This is a genomic window from Nitrosospira multiformis, from assembly GCF_003050865.1.
Lineage (GTDB): Bacteria > Pseudomonadota > Gammaproteobacteria > Burkholderiales > Nitrosomonadaceae > Nitrosospira > Nitrosospira multiformis_E.
Window position 1 is genome coordinate 1 of record NZ_QAOK01000024.1, and the last position, 14,608, is coordinate 14,608.

Annotated in this window: 12 protein-coding genes; 3 read left to right on the forward strand and 9 right to left on the reverse strand. The window is 57.8% G+C overall.

What is annotated here, in order from left to right:
* From C8R21_RS16690 to C8R21_RS11740, 3 genes are all read left to right on the forward strand, one after another.
* On the forward strand, window positions 1-106 hold a 106-nt coding region (locus tag C8R21_RS16690), incomplete at its 5' end, for an integrase core domain-containing protein (protein WP_146162448.1).
* A 76-nt stretch (window positions 107-182) separates the two neighbouring features.
* The gene (locus C8R21_RS11735) at window positions 183-2,171 is read left to right on the forward strand and encodes a multicopper oxidase family protein (protein WP_107762908.1); all 1,989 of its coding nucleotides are present in this window, start codon (window positions 183-185) and stop codon (window positions 2,169-2,171) included.
* 161 nt (window positions 2,172-2,332) lie between these two features.
* Entirely contained in the window at window positions 2,333-3,214 is an 882-nt protein-coding gene (locus tag C8R21_RS11740; RefSeq protein ID WP_258192376.1) for a c-type cytochrome, read from the forward strand.
* 41 nt (window positions 3,215-3,255) lie between these two features.
* Here C8R21_RS11740 and C8R21_RS11745 read toward each other — a convergent pair whose 3' ends face one another.
* The 9 genes from C8R21_RS11745 to C8R21_RS11785 form a co-directional block, all read right to left on the reverse strand.
* Window positions 3,256-3,921, reverse strand: a complete 666-nt coding sequence (locus C8R21_RS11745; RefSeq protein ID WP_107762871.1) for an ABC-type transport auxiliary lipoprotein family protein — start codon at window positions 3,919-3,921, stop codon at window positions 3,256-3,258.
* Window positions 3,918-4,859, reverse strand: coding sequence for an MlaD family protein (locus C8R21_RS11750; protein WP_107762872.1), 942 nt, complete (start codon window positions 4,857-4,859; stop codon window positions 3,918-3,920). The genes C8R21_RS11745 and C8R21_RS11750 overlap by 4 nt, the downstream gene beginning before the upstream one ends.
* A gap of 3 nt (window positions 4,860-4,862) precedes the next feature.
* Window positions 4,863-5,750: an ABC transporter ATP-binding protein gene (locus C8R21_RS11755; protein WP_258192377.1), complete on the reverse strand. Its 888-nt coding sequence runs from the start codon at window positions 5,748-5,750 to the stop codon at window positions 4,863-4,865.
* Window positions 5,744-6,901 (reverse strand): MlaE family ABC transporter permease, encoded by a 1,158-nt coding sequence (locus tag C8R21_RS11760; protein WP_107762873.1) that lies wholly within the window; start codon window positions 6,899-6,901, stop codon window positions 5,744-5,746. The genes C8R21_RS11755 and C8R21_RS11760 overlap by 7 nt, the downstream gene beginning before the upstream one ends.
* A 9-nt stretch (window positions 6,902-6,910) precedes the next feature.
* Complete coding sequence (locus C8R21_RS11765) at window positions 6,911-9,526, reverse strand: PEP/pyruvate-binding domain-containing protein (protein WP_258192378.1); 2,616 nt, start codon at window positions 9,524-9,526, stop codon at window positions 6,911-6,913.
* Window positions 9,516-11,468: a S41 family peptidase gene (locus tag C8R21_RS11770; protein ID WP_107762874.1), complete on the reverse strand. Its 1,953-nt coding sequence runs from the start codon at window positions 11,466-11,468 to the stop codon at window positions 9,516-9,518. Before C8R21_RS11770 ends, C8R21_RS11765 begins: the two co-directional genes overlap by 11 nt.
* Before the next feature lie 18 nt (window positions 11,469-11,486).
* Window positions 11,487-13,067 carry an amidohydrolase family protein gene (locus tag C8R21_RS11775; RefSeq protein WP_107762875.1) on the reverse strand — a complete coding sequence of 527 codons (1,581 nt, stop codon included), beginning with the start codon at window positions 13,065-13,067 and terminating at the stop codon, window positions 11,487-11,489.
* 63 nt (window positions 13,068-13,130) lie between these two features.
* A complete protein-coding gene (locus C8R21_RS11780; protein ID WP_107762876.1) occupies window positions 13,131-13,961 on the reverse strand; it encodes a uracil-DNA glycosylase family protein in 831 nt (276 codons plus the stop codon).
* Between the two features lie 53 nt (window positions 13,962-14,014).
* Window positions 14,015-14,452 (reverse strand): hypothetical protein, encoded by a 438-nt coding sequence (locus tag C8R21_RS11785; protein WP_107762877.1) that lies wholly within the window; start codon window positions 14,450-14,452, stop codon window positions 14,015-14,017.
* Window positions 14,453-14,608: the final 156 nt, after the last annotated feature.

Genomic DNA, 14,608 nt, shown 5'->3' on the forward strand with positions numbered 1-14,608 from the left:
CTGGCGGCGGGACTACAACGAGAGTCGGCCTCACTCGACTCTCAATGACCTGTCGCCGGCTGAATTTGTACGCCGGGCGGGGCTTCCAAGTCCCGTCCCAGCTTAACCAACGCCGAAAACTAACTCTCGGAATGGTCCTGGAAACCCAAGCGGATCACCAACGCCGAAAACTAACTCTCGGAATGGTCCTGGAAACCCAAGCGGATCATCCCGGCGGGTCACTCAACCCAGAACTTGTCGACAAATTCCGGACACCACTCTTCATTCCACCGGCGATGCCTGCCGCTGGAAAAAAAGTCATTGGGGATGGACGCCATGTGGATTATTACGAAATTTCGGTAAAACAGTTTTCCCAGCAGATATTACCTCGCGGGTTTCCTCCGACGACCGTATGGGGATACGGTCCAGCCTTTCCTGGAAAGCGGCGATCTTTTGCTCATCGCGCCCCAGGTTTCACTATTGAGGCAAAATGGCGGGAACCGGTGATCGTAAAATGGATCAACGACCTCAAGGATGAGGCTACCGCCGGCTTCCTTCCGCCCTTGCTGCCGGTCGATCCCACACTGCATTGGGCAAACCCGCCAGGCGGTACAGCACATCGCGACATGAGTCCCTCTTTCAAGACTACACCCGCCTCCTATCGCGGACCTGTGCCGATTGTCGCCCATCTGCATGGCGCGGTTGGGGTTGCCGGCCATAGCGACGGCTACCCTGAAGCGTGGTACCTGCCGGCGGCGGCAGGTATTCCTTCGGAATATGCCATGTTTGGAACCTGGTATCAATTCTTCAATCGCGAGGCGGGCCTCGATGTGGGGGCCTGGGAGCCGGGCAGCGCTACGTTCACTTATCCCAACATGCAGACTTCGACACTCTGGTACCACGATCACGCATTGGGGATGACGCGCACAAATGTCTATGCCGGCCTCGCAGGCTTCTATATCATCCGCGGCGGCCCCGAAGGAGATGGGGCGATAAGGGATGCCCGAAGCGGCATGCGCGGCATTCTGCCTCGCTCCACTTCCCCGCACGGTCCAGCGCATCTTCCACAGCACAGGAATATCCGTGAAATTCCCCTCGTGATACAGGATCGGTCATTCAATATCGACGGCTCTCTCTTCTATCCTCATTCGCGGGCCTTTTTTGACGGGATTCCGGGGCCGTTCATTCCTGACACCGATATTCCACCTATCTGGAACCCGGAGTTTTTCGCCAATATGATGGTGGTAAACGGCACTACATGGCCCTTCCAGACGGTTGAACAGGCCCGTTACCGGTATCGGCTGTTGAATGCCTGTAACTCGCGTTTTCTCATTCTCGACTTTGACAGCATTCCCGGTATCGAGGTCTGGATGATAGGTGGCGACAGCGGTTTTCTTCCTGCTTCCGCAAACATGACGGCAGTGAATGCAAACCGCATTCTCCTGGGCCCTTCCGAGCGGGCAGATGTGATTGTGGATTTCACCCGGGTGCCCATCGGACGACATGTACTGAAAAATATCGGTCCGGATGAACCATTTGGCGGAGGAGTACCGGGCACCGATTTTCAAATGGCGGACCCTCGCTCCAGCGGACTGATCATGCAGTTTCACGTTACTCCCGCTCAAGGCAAGGACCATTCGACGCCGCCACAGTATCTGCTGCTTCCGAATACCCCTCCCCTCCCGCGAGAAACATTTGTCCGCCGCCTGGCGCTGCTTGAAAAGGAATCCTCAAGCTTCGGCGAGTCCCCCGCCGCCGCCTTTTTAGGTATCGTTCAGGGTGATCCTGGAGCGGGTCCGGCGCCCTGCATCGCCCGAGAATGGAAGGATCCCGTTACCCAGAACCCGGTAGTGGGGACAACGGAAATCTGGGAGTTCTACAATACGACGGAAGATGCGCATCCCATGCATGTCCACGCCGTGTCCTTCGAATTGGTCAACAGACAGGCCATACTTGTAAATGAAGAAAGTGGGACAGTCCAACTGGAAGCGGGATCATCTCCTGTATCCCCTGAACCCTGGGAGTTGGGGCGCAAGGATACGGTTATTGCCTACCCCGGCCAAGTCACGCGCTTGCGCATGACCTTCGTCAGAGAAGGGCAGTATGTCTGGCATTGCCACATCCTCGAACACGAAGACAATCAAATGATGCTACCGTATCGCATCAGTCAGACGAAACAACGAATAACTTAGCAGCTTGCAGACGGCAGACGGCAGACAATCGCGGACATGCGAGGCCAGGTGTCCCGGTTAAGGGATTTCTGCAGATAAGAAGAATCCGATGCAGGAAAAAGGTGTTTGCCTGGCAGCTGATTAAAAGGTATAACAGTTCAGTCCATCTCCCTGTCATGCATATGCGTATTCAAAGGACTGTGCAATATCTGTTGCTATCCGCAGGTTTTCTTGCGCTTCCCCTTCCTGTTGCATCGTTTGCAGCAAATCCCGATAAGGTGGAGTTCAAAAAAGAGGGCAAAGCTGTCAAGACTATCTCCGTGGATGATCTTCGCGCTATCACCCGTGAACGCTCGCTCGAGGTGTTCGAGCCGCATGAGCGGCGGAATCGGGTTTATCGCGCACTCCCCGCAAGAGCGATATTCGATGAGGTGTTCGGCAAGGATTGGGAAAAAGCACGGGAAATCGTCTTTACTGCGATCGATGGATTTCAGCCGAGCGTGCCTGTAAAAAGATTCCTGCATCATGATGGTTATTTCGCCTTTGCCAATGAGAACAAGGGACCATTCACATTGACCAACAAGCTGCAGAACGAGGAAGCTGTAACGCTCGGTCCGCTCTACCTGGTTTGGGATAATATCGGCTCAAAGGAGTTGCTGGAGACATGGGTATCTGATATGCCCTACCAGATCAAGACTATCGACCTCAAGATGAAAGAAGGGTTTCCGAACATGCTTCCACCATCTGGATCCTCAGAAGACGTGCAGCGGGGGTTTGATCATTTCCGCACGCAGTGTGCGGCGTGCCACACGATAAACGGGGACGGGGGCGGCAAGGCGCCGGAACTCAATTATCCGGAAAGCGTCGTGGAGTACATCAAGCCCGAATACCTCAAGCGCTGGATATTGGCGCCGCAAACCATTCGATACAACACCCACATGCCGGCGCTTGCGGAAGAAATTTCGAACAGGGAAAAGGTTGCGGGTGAAATTATTGTCTATCTCAAGGCAATGAGCGGGGCGAAACGGGCTCCGTCAGGAAATCCAGGGGACATTTCCAGGTGACACAGTAGAAATGCCTGAATGTTGTTATTCTGGCTCAAGACTCATTTTTTTGCTTCGGTTTGCAGGACCATGCCCTGCTGCACTGTCCAGTCGATGATCTCCGCGGCGAGTCTGTCGGCGCTCAGGCCGAAAGCCGTAATGATTTCCGATGTACCCCGGCTCTGCACGGGTTCGCTGATTTCGAAGCTGCGTGCTGCCACGATGCGATTGCGCAACGGCTGCGACAGGGTGGCGTAGAAGCGGATGGTGGCCTGCGGCCCGTCATTTGTGTACTCCACCTGGAATGCACTCAGGTCGCCACCAAGCTCCAGGTCGGTAGCAAGATTGTTGCTGCTGTTGCCGTTGCTGACGGAATTGAACCTGCCATCTGTCCGGAAAGCCGCTACCAGCCGGTTGCGCAGCAGAACCGGCGCGGGATCGCTCCAGCGAATGCCCTTGTACGAACTGAGCTGGTTACCCTGGCGCAGCGCCAGCACGCGTGGGCTGTCCGTGATATAGCTGCTGTAGGGTGTTGCAAGGCGCAGCGTCCAGGGCAGGGAGTCGCCGGACGAATGGGAGGCAGACTCGGCAGCAGGCAGTAGGTAGATTTCCAGGTTTTCGGTCGCAGGCAATATCGAGCATGAGGACACGAAGAGAAGTATCGTCGCTATCCCGAAACAGCGGAGCAGGTGCAGACGGAAATAGCTCGCGCCCAGCGGTGGGTTCATGGTTCAAGCTCCTCGATTTTTTCCCGCCCTGTGAGGTAGGCAGCAGGATTCTCATCGAGCCGGCGTACGGTTCTTGCCAGTGCAGACATGGTGTAACGTAGTTCCTGCAGGGCAGGCCCCAGTTCGTTCATGCCCTGCATGCCTCCGCTCAACGCCGCCTGATTCTCCAGCAGCAACTGATCCACGGACGCGCTGACCTTCGCCAAAGAAGCTGTGGCGCGATCGAGGTTGCCAAGAGTTGGAGCGCCCTTCTCGCTCACGAGGGTGTTCGTTGCCACTATCAGTTGCGTAGCTTCCCGCAGGGCGGAATTCGCCTGTGCGCTGGCGGCAGCCAGTTCGCCCACGATTCCCCGCACGTTATCGTTCTGGCTGGCGATCACCCCGGTCGTCTGCTCCAGGTTCTTCAGCATCCTGCTCAGCCGCTGGGCATTTTCCTGGGAAAGAATCTCTTTGGCCCGCATCACCAGCTGGGTGACATCGGCCATCATGTTGTCGCTGTGCTCCAGCAGTTTGGCGATGGGCGATGGGGTGGCCACGATGACCGGGTCCTTGTGGTCATCCTTTGCCGCGAGATCGGGGCTGTCGGGCGATCCCCCACTGAATTCGATCACCGAATTGCCGGTGATACCTGTTAGCGCAAGCCGTGCCTGGGTATCCTCTTTGATCGGCGTGTTGCCCTGCACGCGCACCCGCGCGATCACTTTGCGAGGGTCTCGCGGGTCCAGCGCGAGATTGATCACGTCACCGACCGTGATGCCGCTGTATTGAACGGCGCTGCCTATGGAGAGACCCCTGACTGCTTCATTGAAGACCACGGTGTAGTAGCGCTGCATGGAGTCGCCCGAGGCCTTGCTCAGCCACAGGGTGAACAGCAGTGCGACCGTTACCGTCATAACGGTAAAGAATCCGATCAGTACATGGTGCGCGCGCGGTTCCATTGGCTATCTCCTTATCTCTCTGGCTCTGACCACCGTATCGCTCGTCTCCGCCGCATGGCTGGCGGCGCGTCCGCGTGGTCCGTGAAAATATTCCTGCACCCATTCGTCCTCCGCGGCTTCGACCGTTTCGAGCGGGCCCGCCACGAGAACATGTTTCTGCGACAACACCGCAACGCGGTCGCAGATCGTATAGAGCGTATCGAGGTCGTGGGTCACGATAAAGACCGTGAGGCCCAGCGCATCGCGCAAGGTGATGATGAGCTGGTCGAATTCCGCCGCGCCGATGGGATCGAGCCCGGCGGTGGGCTCGTCGAGAAAGAGGATATCGGGGTCCAGCGCAAGCGCGCGCGCCAACGCCGCCCGCTTGATCATGCCTCCCGACAGGGAGGATGGATATTTCGTGGCTGCATTCGCCGGCAAGCCGGCGAGCGCCAGCTTCACGATCGCCAGGTGCTCGGCATCGGCCCGGGTGAGGCCGGCATTTTCGATGAGCGGGAGCGCAATGTTTTCCACGACGGTCAGAGAGGAAAACAACGCCCCGCCCTGGAAAAGCACACCGAAGCGCTGCTCCAGTGACCCACGCTGTTCGGGTGCGAGCTGGAGCAGATCCGTACCGAGAATACGCACGCTGCCCGCAGCGGGTGTTTGCAGGCCAACGATAGAGCGCAGCAGGACTGATTTGCCCGAGCCGGACCCACCGATGACGCCGAGGATCTCGCCGCGATGGACGTCGAGATCCAGCTTGTCGTGCACGAGCTGCTTGCCAAAACGGTTGGTCAGACCCCGCACCTGGATAATCGCTTCACGGCTTCGCGCCGAAGTGTCGGTTGCCTGGTTGTCAGGACTCGCCAGCCCGGCTTTCCGCGGAAACAGCGCTTCGTCCGTCACCATCCCATCTCCATGAAAAACAGGGCCGCCATTGCGTCCAGAAAAATAACGACGAATATGGAATGTACCACACTGGCTGTCGTATGCTGTCCCACGGACAAGGCGCTGCCGCTGACCTTGAGCCCTTCGAGGCAGCCGATGACCCCGATCACGAAGGCGAATACGGGCGCCTTGGACATACCTACCAGGAAATGCCGCAGCTCGATCTGATCCTGAAAAATGGTGAGGAACATCGCCAGTGAAATATCCAGTTGCAGAGCGCAGACCAGCGCGCCGCCCAGGATTCCCGAGATCATCCCTACGAAGGTGAGGATAGGCAGGGATACGAACAATGCCAGCACGCGCGGCAGCACCAGCAGGTTGGCGGGGTTCAGGCCCAGCACGCGTGTTGCGTCGATCTCCTCGTTGATCTTCATGGAGCCGAGCTGAGCGGTGAACGTGCTTGCGGTGCGGCCAGCCATGAGGATGGCGGTAAGCAGGACGCCCAGCTCCCGCAGGAAGGCGAAGGTCACAAGATTGACGGTGTAGATGCTTGCCCCGAAATTGGCCAGCACGGTTGCGCCCAGAAAGGCGATTACGGCGCCCACCATGAAATTGAGCAGGGCGATTATGGGTACGGCATTCAGGCCGGTTTCGTGGATTTGCGCCACGACCGATGTGATGCGCCAGCGTGCCGGATGCAACAGGCCCCGGGCCAGCGCATCGAGCGTGAAACCCATGAAGCCCAGCAGTGCCAGTATTTCCAGCCGGAAAATATCCAGCGCAACTCCGGCGTGACCGAATATATCGATAAAGGCGCCACGCTGCCGCTTTTCGGATGCCTCGCCGGCAGCCTCCATTGCGTTGGCTACCGTTAGCAGCAGCGCGCTCCGTTCGCGGCTCAATGCCGGGCTGGAAACGGCAAGCTCTCCCGCGAGTTCCGCGCCGAGCAGTTCGTAAAGGCGTGCGGCACCCGCGGTATCCAGTGCCGCAAGCCCGCCCAGGTCTACGTTGCGCCGTGCTGAGGCCAGCCCCCCTGAACGGTGCCGGAGCAGGGCGATCTGCTCGCCCAGCGCGGCATAGTTTTCGAGTGTCCAGTTGCCACGCACATTCAGCCGTGGGGGATTTTCAGAAGCATCCCAGAGCAGGAGTTCTGAATCGGTGCCAGATGTCATGGCGGTCCGTTACTGTCCATTTCGTTCAAGCAACGTCACCACGCCACTCATGCCATCGACTTCCACTCTATCCCCATCCTTCAGTTCGGCCAACACTCCTGTCAGGTTAACGACGGCGGGGATAGCAAACTCACGGGCAACGATTGCTCCGTGCGAGAGATAACCGCCCGTCTCTACAACCAATCCTGCCGCTCTTAGGAAAAGCGGCGTCCAGCCGGGATCAGTGGAGGGAGCAACCAGAATATCACCCTGCTGCAATTTGTAGCCGTCGGACGGGTGGAGCAAAAGGCGCGCTTTACCTCTCGCCAAGCCTGTGCCGGTCGGTATGCCCTGGTAGCGAGGTGAATTATTTGAGGCTGTGGCTGAGGCGGACTCATGTGCCTGCCAGCCCTGCCTTGAATACCTCGAAGCCTCGACCAGAACATCCGGTGCTGTTTCCCGCGACCATTGTTCGAAAAGCCTGTTCCGTTCGCTCACGCGAGCTCTTACGCCGGCCTCGGGAATATCGCCATCCAGCACACGCAATATCTCGGAGAGCATGAGTTGAAAAATATCCGCTTCCTGCACCAGCACTCCCCGTTCAACCAGATAGCGTCCGGCTGCGAGCAGCAGATTGCGTCCCGGCTCCATCAGTGCTGTCAGGGCGCTGCGTGCAGCTTCACGCTGGTTGCATTCCTGCGTCGCTGCTTTTGCCAGTTTCAGGATAAATGCGCGTTTCCAAAACGGGGTGCCGGATCGGATGCGCGCCAGCGCTTCAGCCACGGCTGCTTTCTGCCGAGCTTGCAATGCCGCCTCGTCCACCTCGGCCAGTTGCTCCAGTTGTGATAATAAATATTCCGGCGCCTCCCGCCACCTCGGATTCCGGAAGTAACTTTCATACAATCCACGATGCCCGTAACGCTCAAGAAACTCATTGAAGGCATCCTGAAACCTGGGGTTCTCCGAATGCAGAAGATGACTGGAAGCTTCCACACTCTCCTTGTTTTCCCGCCACAAACGCGCCAGAGCCATGAGCTCATACGACTGGCGGGCGGTAACGCTCGGCTCTCCGCCTGCGAGCAAAGCAGTAGCCAATGCATATCCTTCACCCGGAAAACACTTATCCAACTGCTCGACCAGCATTGTCAGGCTTCCGCCACCTGAGCCCTGCAAGAAAAACAGATCGGCCGCACTACGGGCGACGTGAAAATGACGGAGAATTTCAGCGCGCAGCCCTGTCGCGTCCTTGGGAAGCGGCTGCTTGCGCCATTGAGCCGCCTCGGCCATGGCGCGCTCTACAGCCCGCTGGCCGCGGCGGCGCTGAGCTGGAGAGCGCAGCATATAACGCAACGCCCTTCGCAAGCGTGCAAAGCCGTCGGCAGGACTTGTGGGCAGCAGGGTGATTTCCGGCTGCCTGCCGCCGATCAGCGCATTCGTCAGCTCGGGAATCACACCCAATGCATCGAAAACTTCCCATTGCAACAGGGAAAGCTGTAAATAAAGGCGGCCGTGGAAAAGTCCCGCACGCTGCAATCCTGGCAGCAATGGATAACCCGCCAGAATGTAACCCTGTGTGAGCAGTTCGTTAACAAGCCTGCGTGCGTTGCACCAGTCTATCGGGGATAGCGGCTCCGGGACTACTTCGCAGGTGTTGCCACGCGTCCAGTAGGTCGGCTGCGTTTGCAGCGCGGGATAGGTGTAATGGGGCCGGGCAGTCACTGGCCGGGCCTGGGTCAGCCAGAACCGTTCGCCGTCCCATACCCATTCCAGGTCATAGAATGGATGGGTGAAGTCCAGGGCCACCGCTGCGTCCCGCAGCATTTCAGCCAGGGTTAGCGCTTGATCGGATGAAAGAACGGATCCCGTTGCTTCGGCGGGGGATGTCGCGACCATTGCCGTTCCGCCTTCCGGCCGCGCGACTGCCTTGGCCGCCTTGCTGCCGATCTGCTCGTGCAACAATACCCAGTGATCATCGAGCAAATCTTCGCCAAAAACATATTCATCGCCCGTTGCCTGTCCCCCGACCAGCGATTCACCCAACCCCCATTGCGCGTGGATGACGAGCCTGTCGTCACGTCCGGTAATCGGATCACAGGTGAAGGCGATGCCGGAAGCAATGGCAGGCAGCAGCGGCATGACGATTACTGCCATGCCTGGCATGGATGCGTCCTGCCCCAGTCTTTGACGATAAGCAATAGCGGTGAGGGAGGATAACGAAGTCCATACCTCCTGGACCGCGAGCTGTACCTGTTCGATACCGCACACATTCAGGCAGGTACGGTAAATGCCCGCGAACGAGGCCGTCGCTGAGTCTTCACCGGCAGCCGAAGAGCGTACTGCCAACGGCTGATTCAACCAGCCACGGGCAGCAAGAACCTTTTGCAATGCTGCCGACAATTCGGGAGGGATCGCGGGAGGGATCGCCTCATCGTCATGCAAGGGTCGCCATCCAGCCGGGATAACCAGTCCCTCCGGCACCCGCAGCCCCAATTGCTTCAACCGTGCGAGATGCCATGCCTTGCCGCCTACGGTCGCTGCATCCGCAGCTAAAACACTTTGCCAGTCGAGGATTTCCAGTTGCGTGGTTTGCGTGGTCGTGGGGACTTCTCCAGTCCCCCCTTGTGAATACGCCACCTCAGCCGGCATTTAACCCCAGCCTTCGCCGCTGGCAGATTTCGCCATTGCGACGACCAACAAACTCGATTATTTCCGCATCAGGCCGGGGCAGTTGATGGGCTCCATCGCTGATACGGCGCACTGCTTCAAACGGGCGTCCGTTCATGTAAGTTTCCAGTTCATCCAGCCCTCTTGTTGTTATGCTCACGGTACGCTCGTCAATCTGCACTTTCATCACTGTACGCGGGATTCCGGAAAGAAGGCCGGCGCAAAATGCGATCAAGTCCCGGTTTTCTTGGAGCAGATCGTCAAGTGTCATTTCATACGCGATTCCGGGAACGCCCAGGTCTTCGATCGGCAACCCGTCAGCAGCCCCGCAGCGCAGCGCCCGGCGGATTGCGAGAGTGTATCCCACGTCCGGGGGCAGTACACTCAGCTCAAAGGATGTTCCCCGCAGGGCTTCGCGCAAGTCAAAATGCGTCCAGACATTTGCTCCGCCTGCACCGGTCGCTTCTCCCACGCAAACTACCGGACCTATTTCATTATCCACGAAACCCGCGGCGAATAAGTCACCCGCTGAATAAGTATTTGGATCGACAACACATACGACAGGTCCGCCGTATTTCTGGCCGATATCGTTACACCAGGCAGGGTCCGTCAACGGCAGGGGTTGCGAGTAAGGTTCGCCTGTTGCGATTGCTGCCTCAAGGGAAGGCAGCCATGCTTCAAACTCCATACGATTGAAAGGACTGGATGCCATGGCCCGCGTCATGGGGGAAGCAAGCAGGCTGAAGCGTGCCGGTTTTATAGTGTTTGGGGTAAAGAGCTGCAGTAAGCGCTCCGCTGCCCAGATCAGCCCGCCGGGATTACCCCGCAGGTCAAGAATCAGGCCATTGTCAGGCAATATATCCAGCAGGCGCATTACCTCGGCGATGAATGCATCGTCATCCTCGACATCGAAGCTCCAGATACGCAAATAGCCCAGATCACCGGATGAGCTGTTTTTGACGATACGCGCTGCCAATGCATCCTGAAACCGGGTTCTTATCCACTTTACCCGCTTCTCGTCGTGTGCGATGGCAGTGCCGCTACGGTCGGCCTCCCATACGTTTCCGGAAAACATGAGCTTCTTCGTGCGGCGCACGGCTTCCGCCGCCGGATCAGCGGCAATATAGCGCGATGCTCGCGAACCCGGCTGATGGTTGATTTGGGCGCGCTCGGGCTGAACGACCCGCCACGGGATTCGTGTCTCCCGTAGCGTTCCTCGGGGTGGGGCGCGGTAAGCGATATCCACTGCCATCTCGTCCGGCGGCGGTCCGCACTCCAGCGCGCGGAAAGTAAGAGATTCCAGGGCTCTTGCGCGCCGCGCATCCGGGCGACCACCGGTTTCCCGGTCCGCATGCAGATCGACGGCGCGAGCAAAGGGTATGCTGTTCCAGCTCTCCAGAATCACGCCTGATTTAAATCTGGCATCCTTTATCAGCTCGGGTGCTGATACTTTTGATACGACAAAGGTGGGGGCGTCATAGGGACCATACTGCTCCACCAGGAAAGGCAGCGCTGCTACCGCTCCCTGTTTTGCGGCAGGCCCTGAGTAGCGTGTGTGCGCATCGCGCAAACCCGAGATGATCGAGGTCAGCGCCAAGTGAAACTCTCCTTCCGATAACGCGACCACTTGCGCGCGCAGCAGTTGCAATGCCTGTACCGGATCAAGCGCGTAGGCGGCGCGTTTCTGGGGAAGATGACAATAGACACCGCCGATCACGGCAATCAGTGTATCAATAATCTGTAAACGTTCTCCACCGTCCAGTACCTGTGCTTTGGGAATCCGAAAATCAGGTCGCCGTCCCCGTCCCCCTCCCCTTTCCCTTCTCCTCGGTTCGCCGCCTGGAGATTCGCCAAGCAGGAAATCGCTTAGAAGCTGCCCTGTCTGGGCCTGAAGAAGAGAGGCAGCAGCGTGCTGATCATCCATGCGAATCAACCCTGAAAATCAGCTGTAAAACTCGCTGAGCCCATCGAGCAACCCCTCGTGAAACCCGCGCCCGTGAATCGAGGCAAAGAATGCTTCGTCATGCTCAAGCGGCTGGATGGGCGGAACAATGATCTTCGATAAATCTTTTGGCAAGCCGCCTACAGGTACCCGACCAGTGGGCATATCGAGAGCAAGGCGTAATGGTGGCGGCGCGCCGGTGCGAATGGCGGCAAATGCAAGGCGCCGCGCGCTTTCGATCGTTGCCTTGGGATCATCCCGGACTTCTTCCAGCCGTTTTAGAACATCCTTATAAGACCACGGCTCATCATTACCCTCAAATCGGGTGAGGGCAAGACGCCGCGTTTCGCCATTTACGGATATCCTGCTCGTTTGCGCTGCGCTCGCCTGCTGCATGAGTTGTTCAGTTCCATAAAGCGGCTTTCCATTTACCACCACCAGACGCACGTCCGCTTCGGTAGCGCGAAGAATGCTTTTGAAGGGGTCGGGCCGCGAAGCCGCTTCCGCATCGGAGGCAATTACAACCAAATCCCCCAGTGCTCCGGGTTGCAGTCGCCCCGCATGCCGCTGCCATGCTTCGGCCAGCACATCCCCCGGATTGGCGGTAATCATTTTGACGAGATCGAAGGGAGAGAATCCCCATCCTTTCGCTTCGCTTACCAGGGAAGCGACCTTCAATTCACCGAGTACGTTTCGTGTCCCGGATGGGCCCCAGTCCGATCCTATGCAGAGGCTGATCCCCCGTCCCAATGCTGACGGAACATCAGTGGTCGTGCCATACAGCCACAGGTTCGAGAATGGGGACCAGACTATTGCACCCGGATCGCTCCAGGTATCGTATGAAGCGGAGTCGACAGCATTGGTATGAATGGCGACCAGCCTGCGCTGCAGGCATCCCGCAGCGTGGGCAGCGCGGTATTCACGCTGGACGATCGAATCGGGACGACCTTCTGCACAATGGTAAATGAAGGTTGCGCCCTGCCGCATGCTGATAGCGCGCGCGCCAAGTTGCTCGGGTTTGAGGGTGAGCGTCGATGCAAGCACTTGATGACGTCCGATTTCTCCACCGAGCGTTTCATCTTCGATATTTCGCACCAGCCAGCCGTCCAAAGGGCGATTGCTGGGTGGAGAACCTTGTATGCTGGTGGTGCCGCCAACCAGTGCGCGGATTTCCGCGTAGGCGAGCAATTCTGCGGGTGCAGCCTCGATAAACGCATACGCCGGCCAACTGATGCTTTCCGCGTAAGTCGGCCGTGTAGGCCAGATGTCATGATGCTGGAACGGTACTGTGCGATCGGGCTCGGTCCAGAGGGGTAGCGGCGCGTAGGCGAGATGGCTATGCAGGTCAATAAACCCGGGAACGACGAGATCATTACCCACATCCACCACAGGAGCATTATCGAATTCAGCAGAGCGCCCTGAATTCGTTATAGTCACTGCACCTGCTGTACCCCTCGATACCGCAGCAATACGGTCGTCATCGCCGATCCATACCCTGCCCTGGAAGCTTGCATTCTCGCTTTGGGCAACCTTCCGATCCTTGGTCAATGGAACGATTCGACCGGCAACGATCAGGCTCATATGCTGAAGGAATGTGTATTCAACGAACGAAAGGCTAAATCGTAATATATTTAATGAGCCGGGCTACGTTTGAGTCGGCAGCACCCCTTTGGGCACACGCACTACAATGGTACGGCGCTTGTCCAACACGGTCTCGCCTTTCCGGTCTGCCCAGCCCTCTTCGGTGCGCATCCATGAGGGCAGGCCGGGTGGGAGATCATCCGGCGGGATGTCTGGAAGGTCCTCCGGACCAAATGCGCTGCCATACAATTCCAGCCCGCCCGCCACATCCGGATTTTGTATAGCCGGCTTGAGTGCCCGCAACCCATCGTTCCAGTTCTCAAGCATTTTCGTCGTTGCGGCTTCCTGTTCCGCGCGAGTGTGAGCGGAACTCTGCGGCCAGGTAGGGTGCGTCAAGTGCTGGAAGGGTGGCGAAGAGCCAAACTCCGCCGCAGCGGCTGAAGCAAGCCAATCCTGCCAGGCAGTATTAGCAAGTCCACCAAATGCGATTACAGCCTCGATCGAGCCGTTATGAAGAATCGCCGCAATCCACCGGTTGCGGTAAGCGGCAATCAACGGGTTTGCGATATGGCGTGTTCCTCCGCCTTGGCCATATACGCTGTAGAGGAAGGTATTGATGAAGACGTAGCTTCGGATGATACCGAGCCGCTTCAGAAATCCTTGTGCGCGCTTTCCGGCCGTGCCGACAAGAACCCGACGTACGATTGCCTCATGCTGCGCCGGATCCTGCCCTACGATAAGGACGCGCGCGCTTCCATCCAGCCGTCCCCGGTGAAAAATGGGGCCCCATTCCGTCCGAAAGTCATCTACAGGATAAACGTCCTCTCCAGGGTACTCCGATACCAGTTTGACAAACGGTTGCTTGTAATACCCGCGATCAAACGGAATAGCCATGAAATTTTCTCCTGGTTAGCCTCCAGCCGAATGGGGCGCCCGTCCCGCAGGCGCTAGCGACCAGCCTGGGTCTGTTGCGCCAGTTCTGTGAGCTGGTCCAGAAGTGCCCTCTTCTGATTTCCCAATTCGGCATAGCGCGCATATAACTGATTCAGGTCACGGGTGTATTGCTGGATGCGTTCCGTGCGCTCCCGCTGCAGACGGACATTGTCATCATAACTTGCCGGCGGCGCATCCTTTACTCCGCCCATTGTCAGATAGCCCTGCACTGCGAGCGGCTGGCTATCCTGTATTTCGTTGCGCCGCAACTCCTGGATCATCTGGAATTGCTGGTAAACAGCCTGTTGTTCCTGGCTCAGGTGATTCAAAGCCATCTCAAGCTCTGCCATCCTGGGATCAGGTTTTGTGCTGGAGCTCGGTGCAGTCTGGGCGTATACCGGACCTGTCACTCCTGAAAAAAGCAGCAGCAGCGCAAGGATGACAGGTTTCATGTTATCCGGGTAATTCCGCATGAATATTATGAGTCCGCGATCGCCAGTTCATGGAGATCTCTGCCGATACTCTTTTGGCATTTTGCTCGACTGAATGGCATTTCATGCCGTCGCCACGCCTTACTGTTATCCATTGTGCTTAAATTGAGAAAGGGA

Coding starts and splice junctions, on each gene's coding strand:
- C8R21_RS11735 (WP_107762908.1), top strand. CDS start 183: ATGGTCCTGGAAACCCAAGCGGATCATCCCGGCGGGTCACTCAACCCA.
- C8R21_RS11740 (WP_258192376.1), top strand. CDS start 2,333: ATGCGTATTCAAAGGACTGTGCAATATCTGTTGCTATCCGCAGGTTTT.
- C8R21_RS11745 (WP_107762871.1), bottom strand. CDS start 3,921: ATGAACCCACCGCTGGGCGCGAGCTATTTCCGTCTGCACCTGCTCCGC.
- C8R21_RS11750 (WP_107762872.1), bottom strand. CDS start 4,859: ATGGAACCGCGCGCGCACCATGTACTGATCGGATTCTTTACCGTTATG.
- C8R21_RS11755 (WP_258192377.1), bottom strand. CDS start 5,750: ATGGTGACGGACGAAGCGCTGTTTCCGCGGAAAGCCGGGCTGGCGAGT.
- C8R21_RS11760 (WP_107762873.1), bottom strand. CDS start 6,901: ATGACATCTGGCACCGATTCAGAACTCCTGCTCTGGGATGCTTCTGAA.
- C8R21_RS11765 (WP_258192378.1), bottom strand. CDS start 9,526: ATGCCGGCTGAGGTGGCGTATTCACAAGGGGGGACTGGAGAAGTCCCC.
- C8R21_RS11770 (WP_107762874.1), bottom strand. CDS start 11,468: ATGGATGATCAGCACGCTGCTGCCTCTCTTCTTCAGGCCCAGACAGGG.
- C8R21_RS11775 (WP_107762875.1), bottom strand. CDS start 13,067: ATGAGCCTGATCGTTGCCGGTCGAATCGTTCCATTGACCAAGGATCGG.
- C8R21_RS11780 (WP_107762876.1), bottom strand. CDS start 13,961: ATGGCTATTCCGTTTGATCGCGGGTATTACAAGCAACCGTTTGTCAAA.
- C8R21_RS11785 (WP_107762877.1), bottom strand. CDS start 14,452: ATGAAACCTGTCATCCTTGCGCTGCTGCTGCTTTTTTCAGGAGTGACA.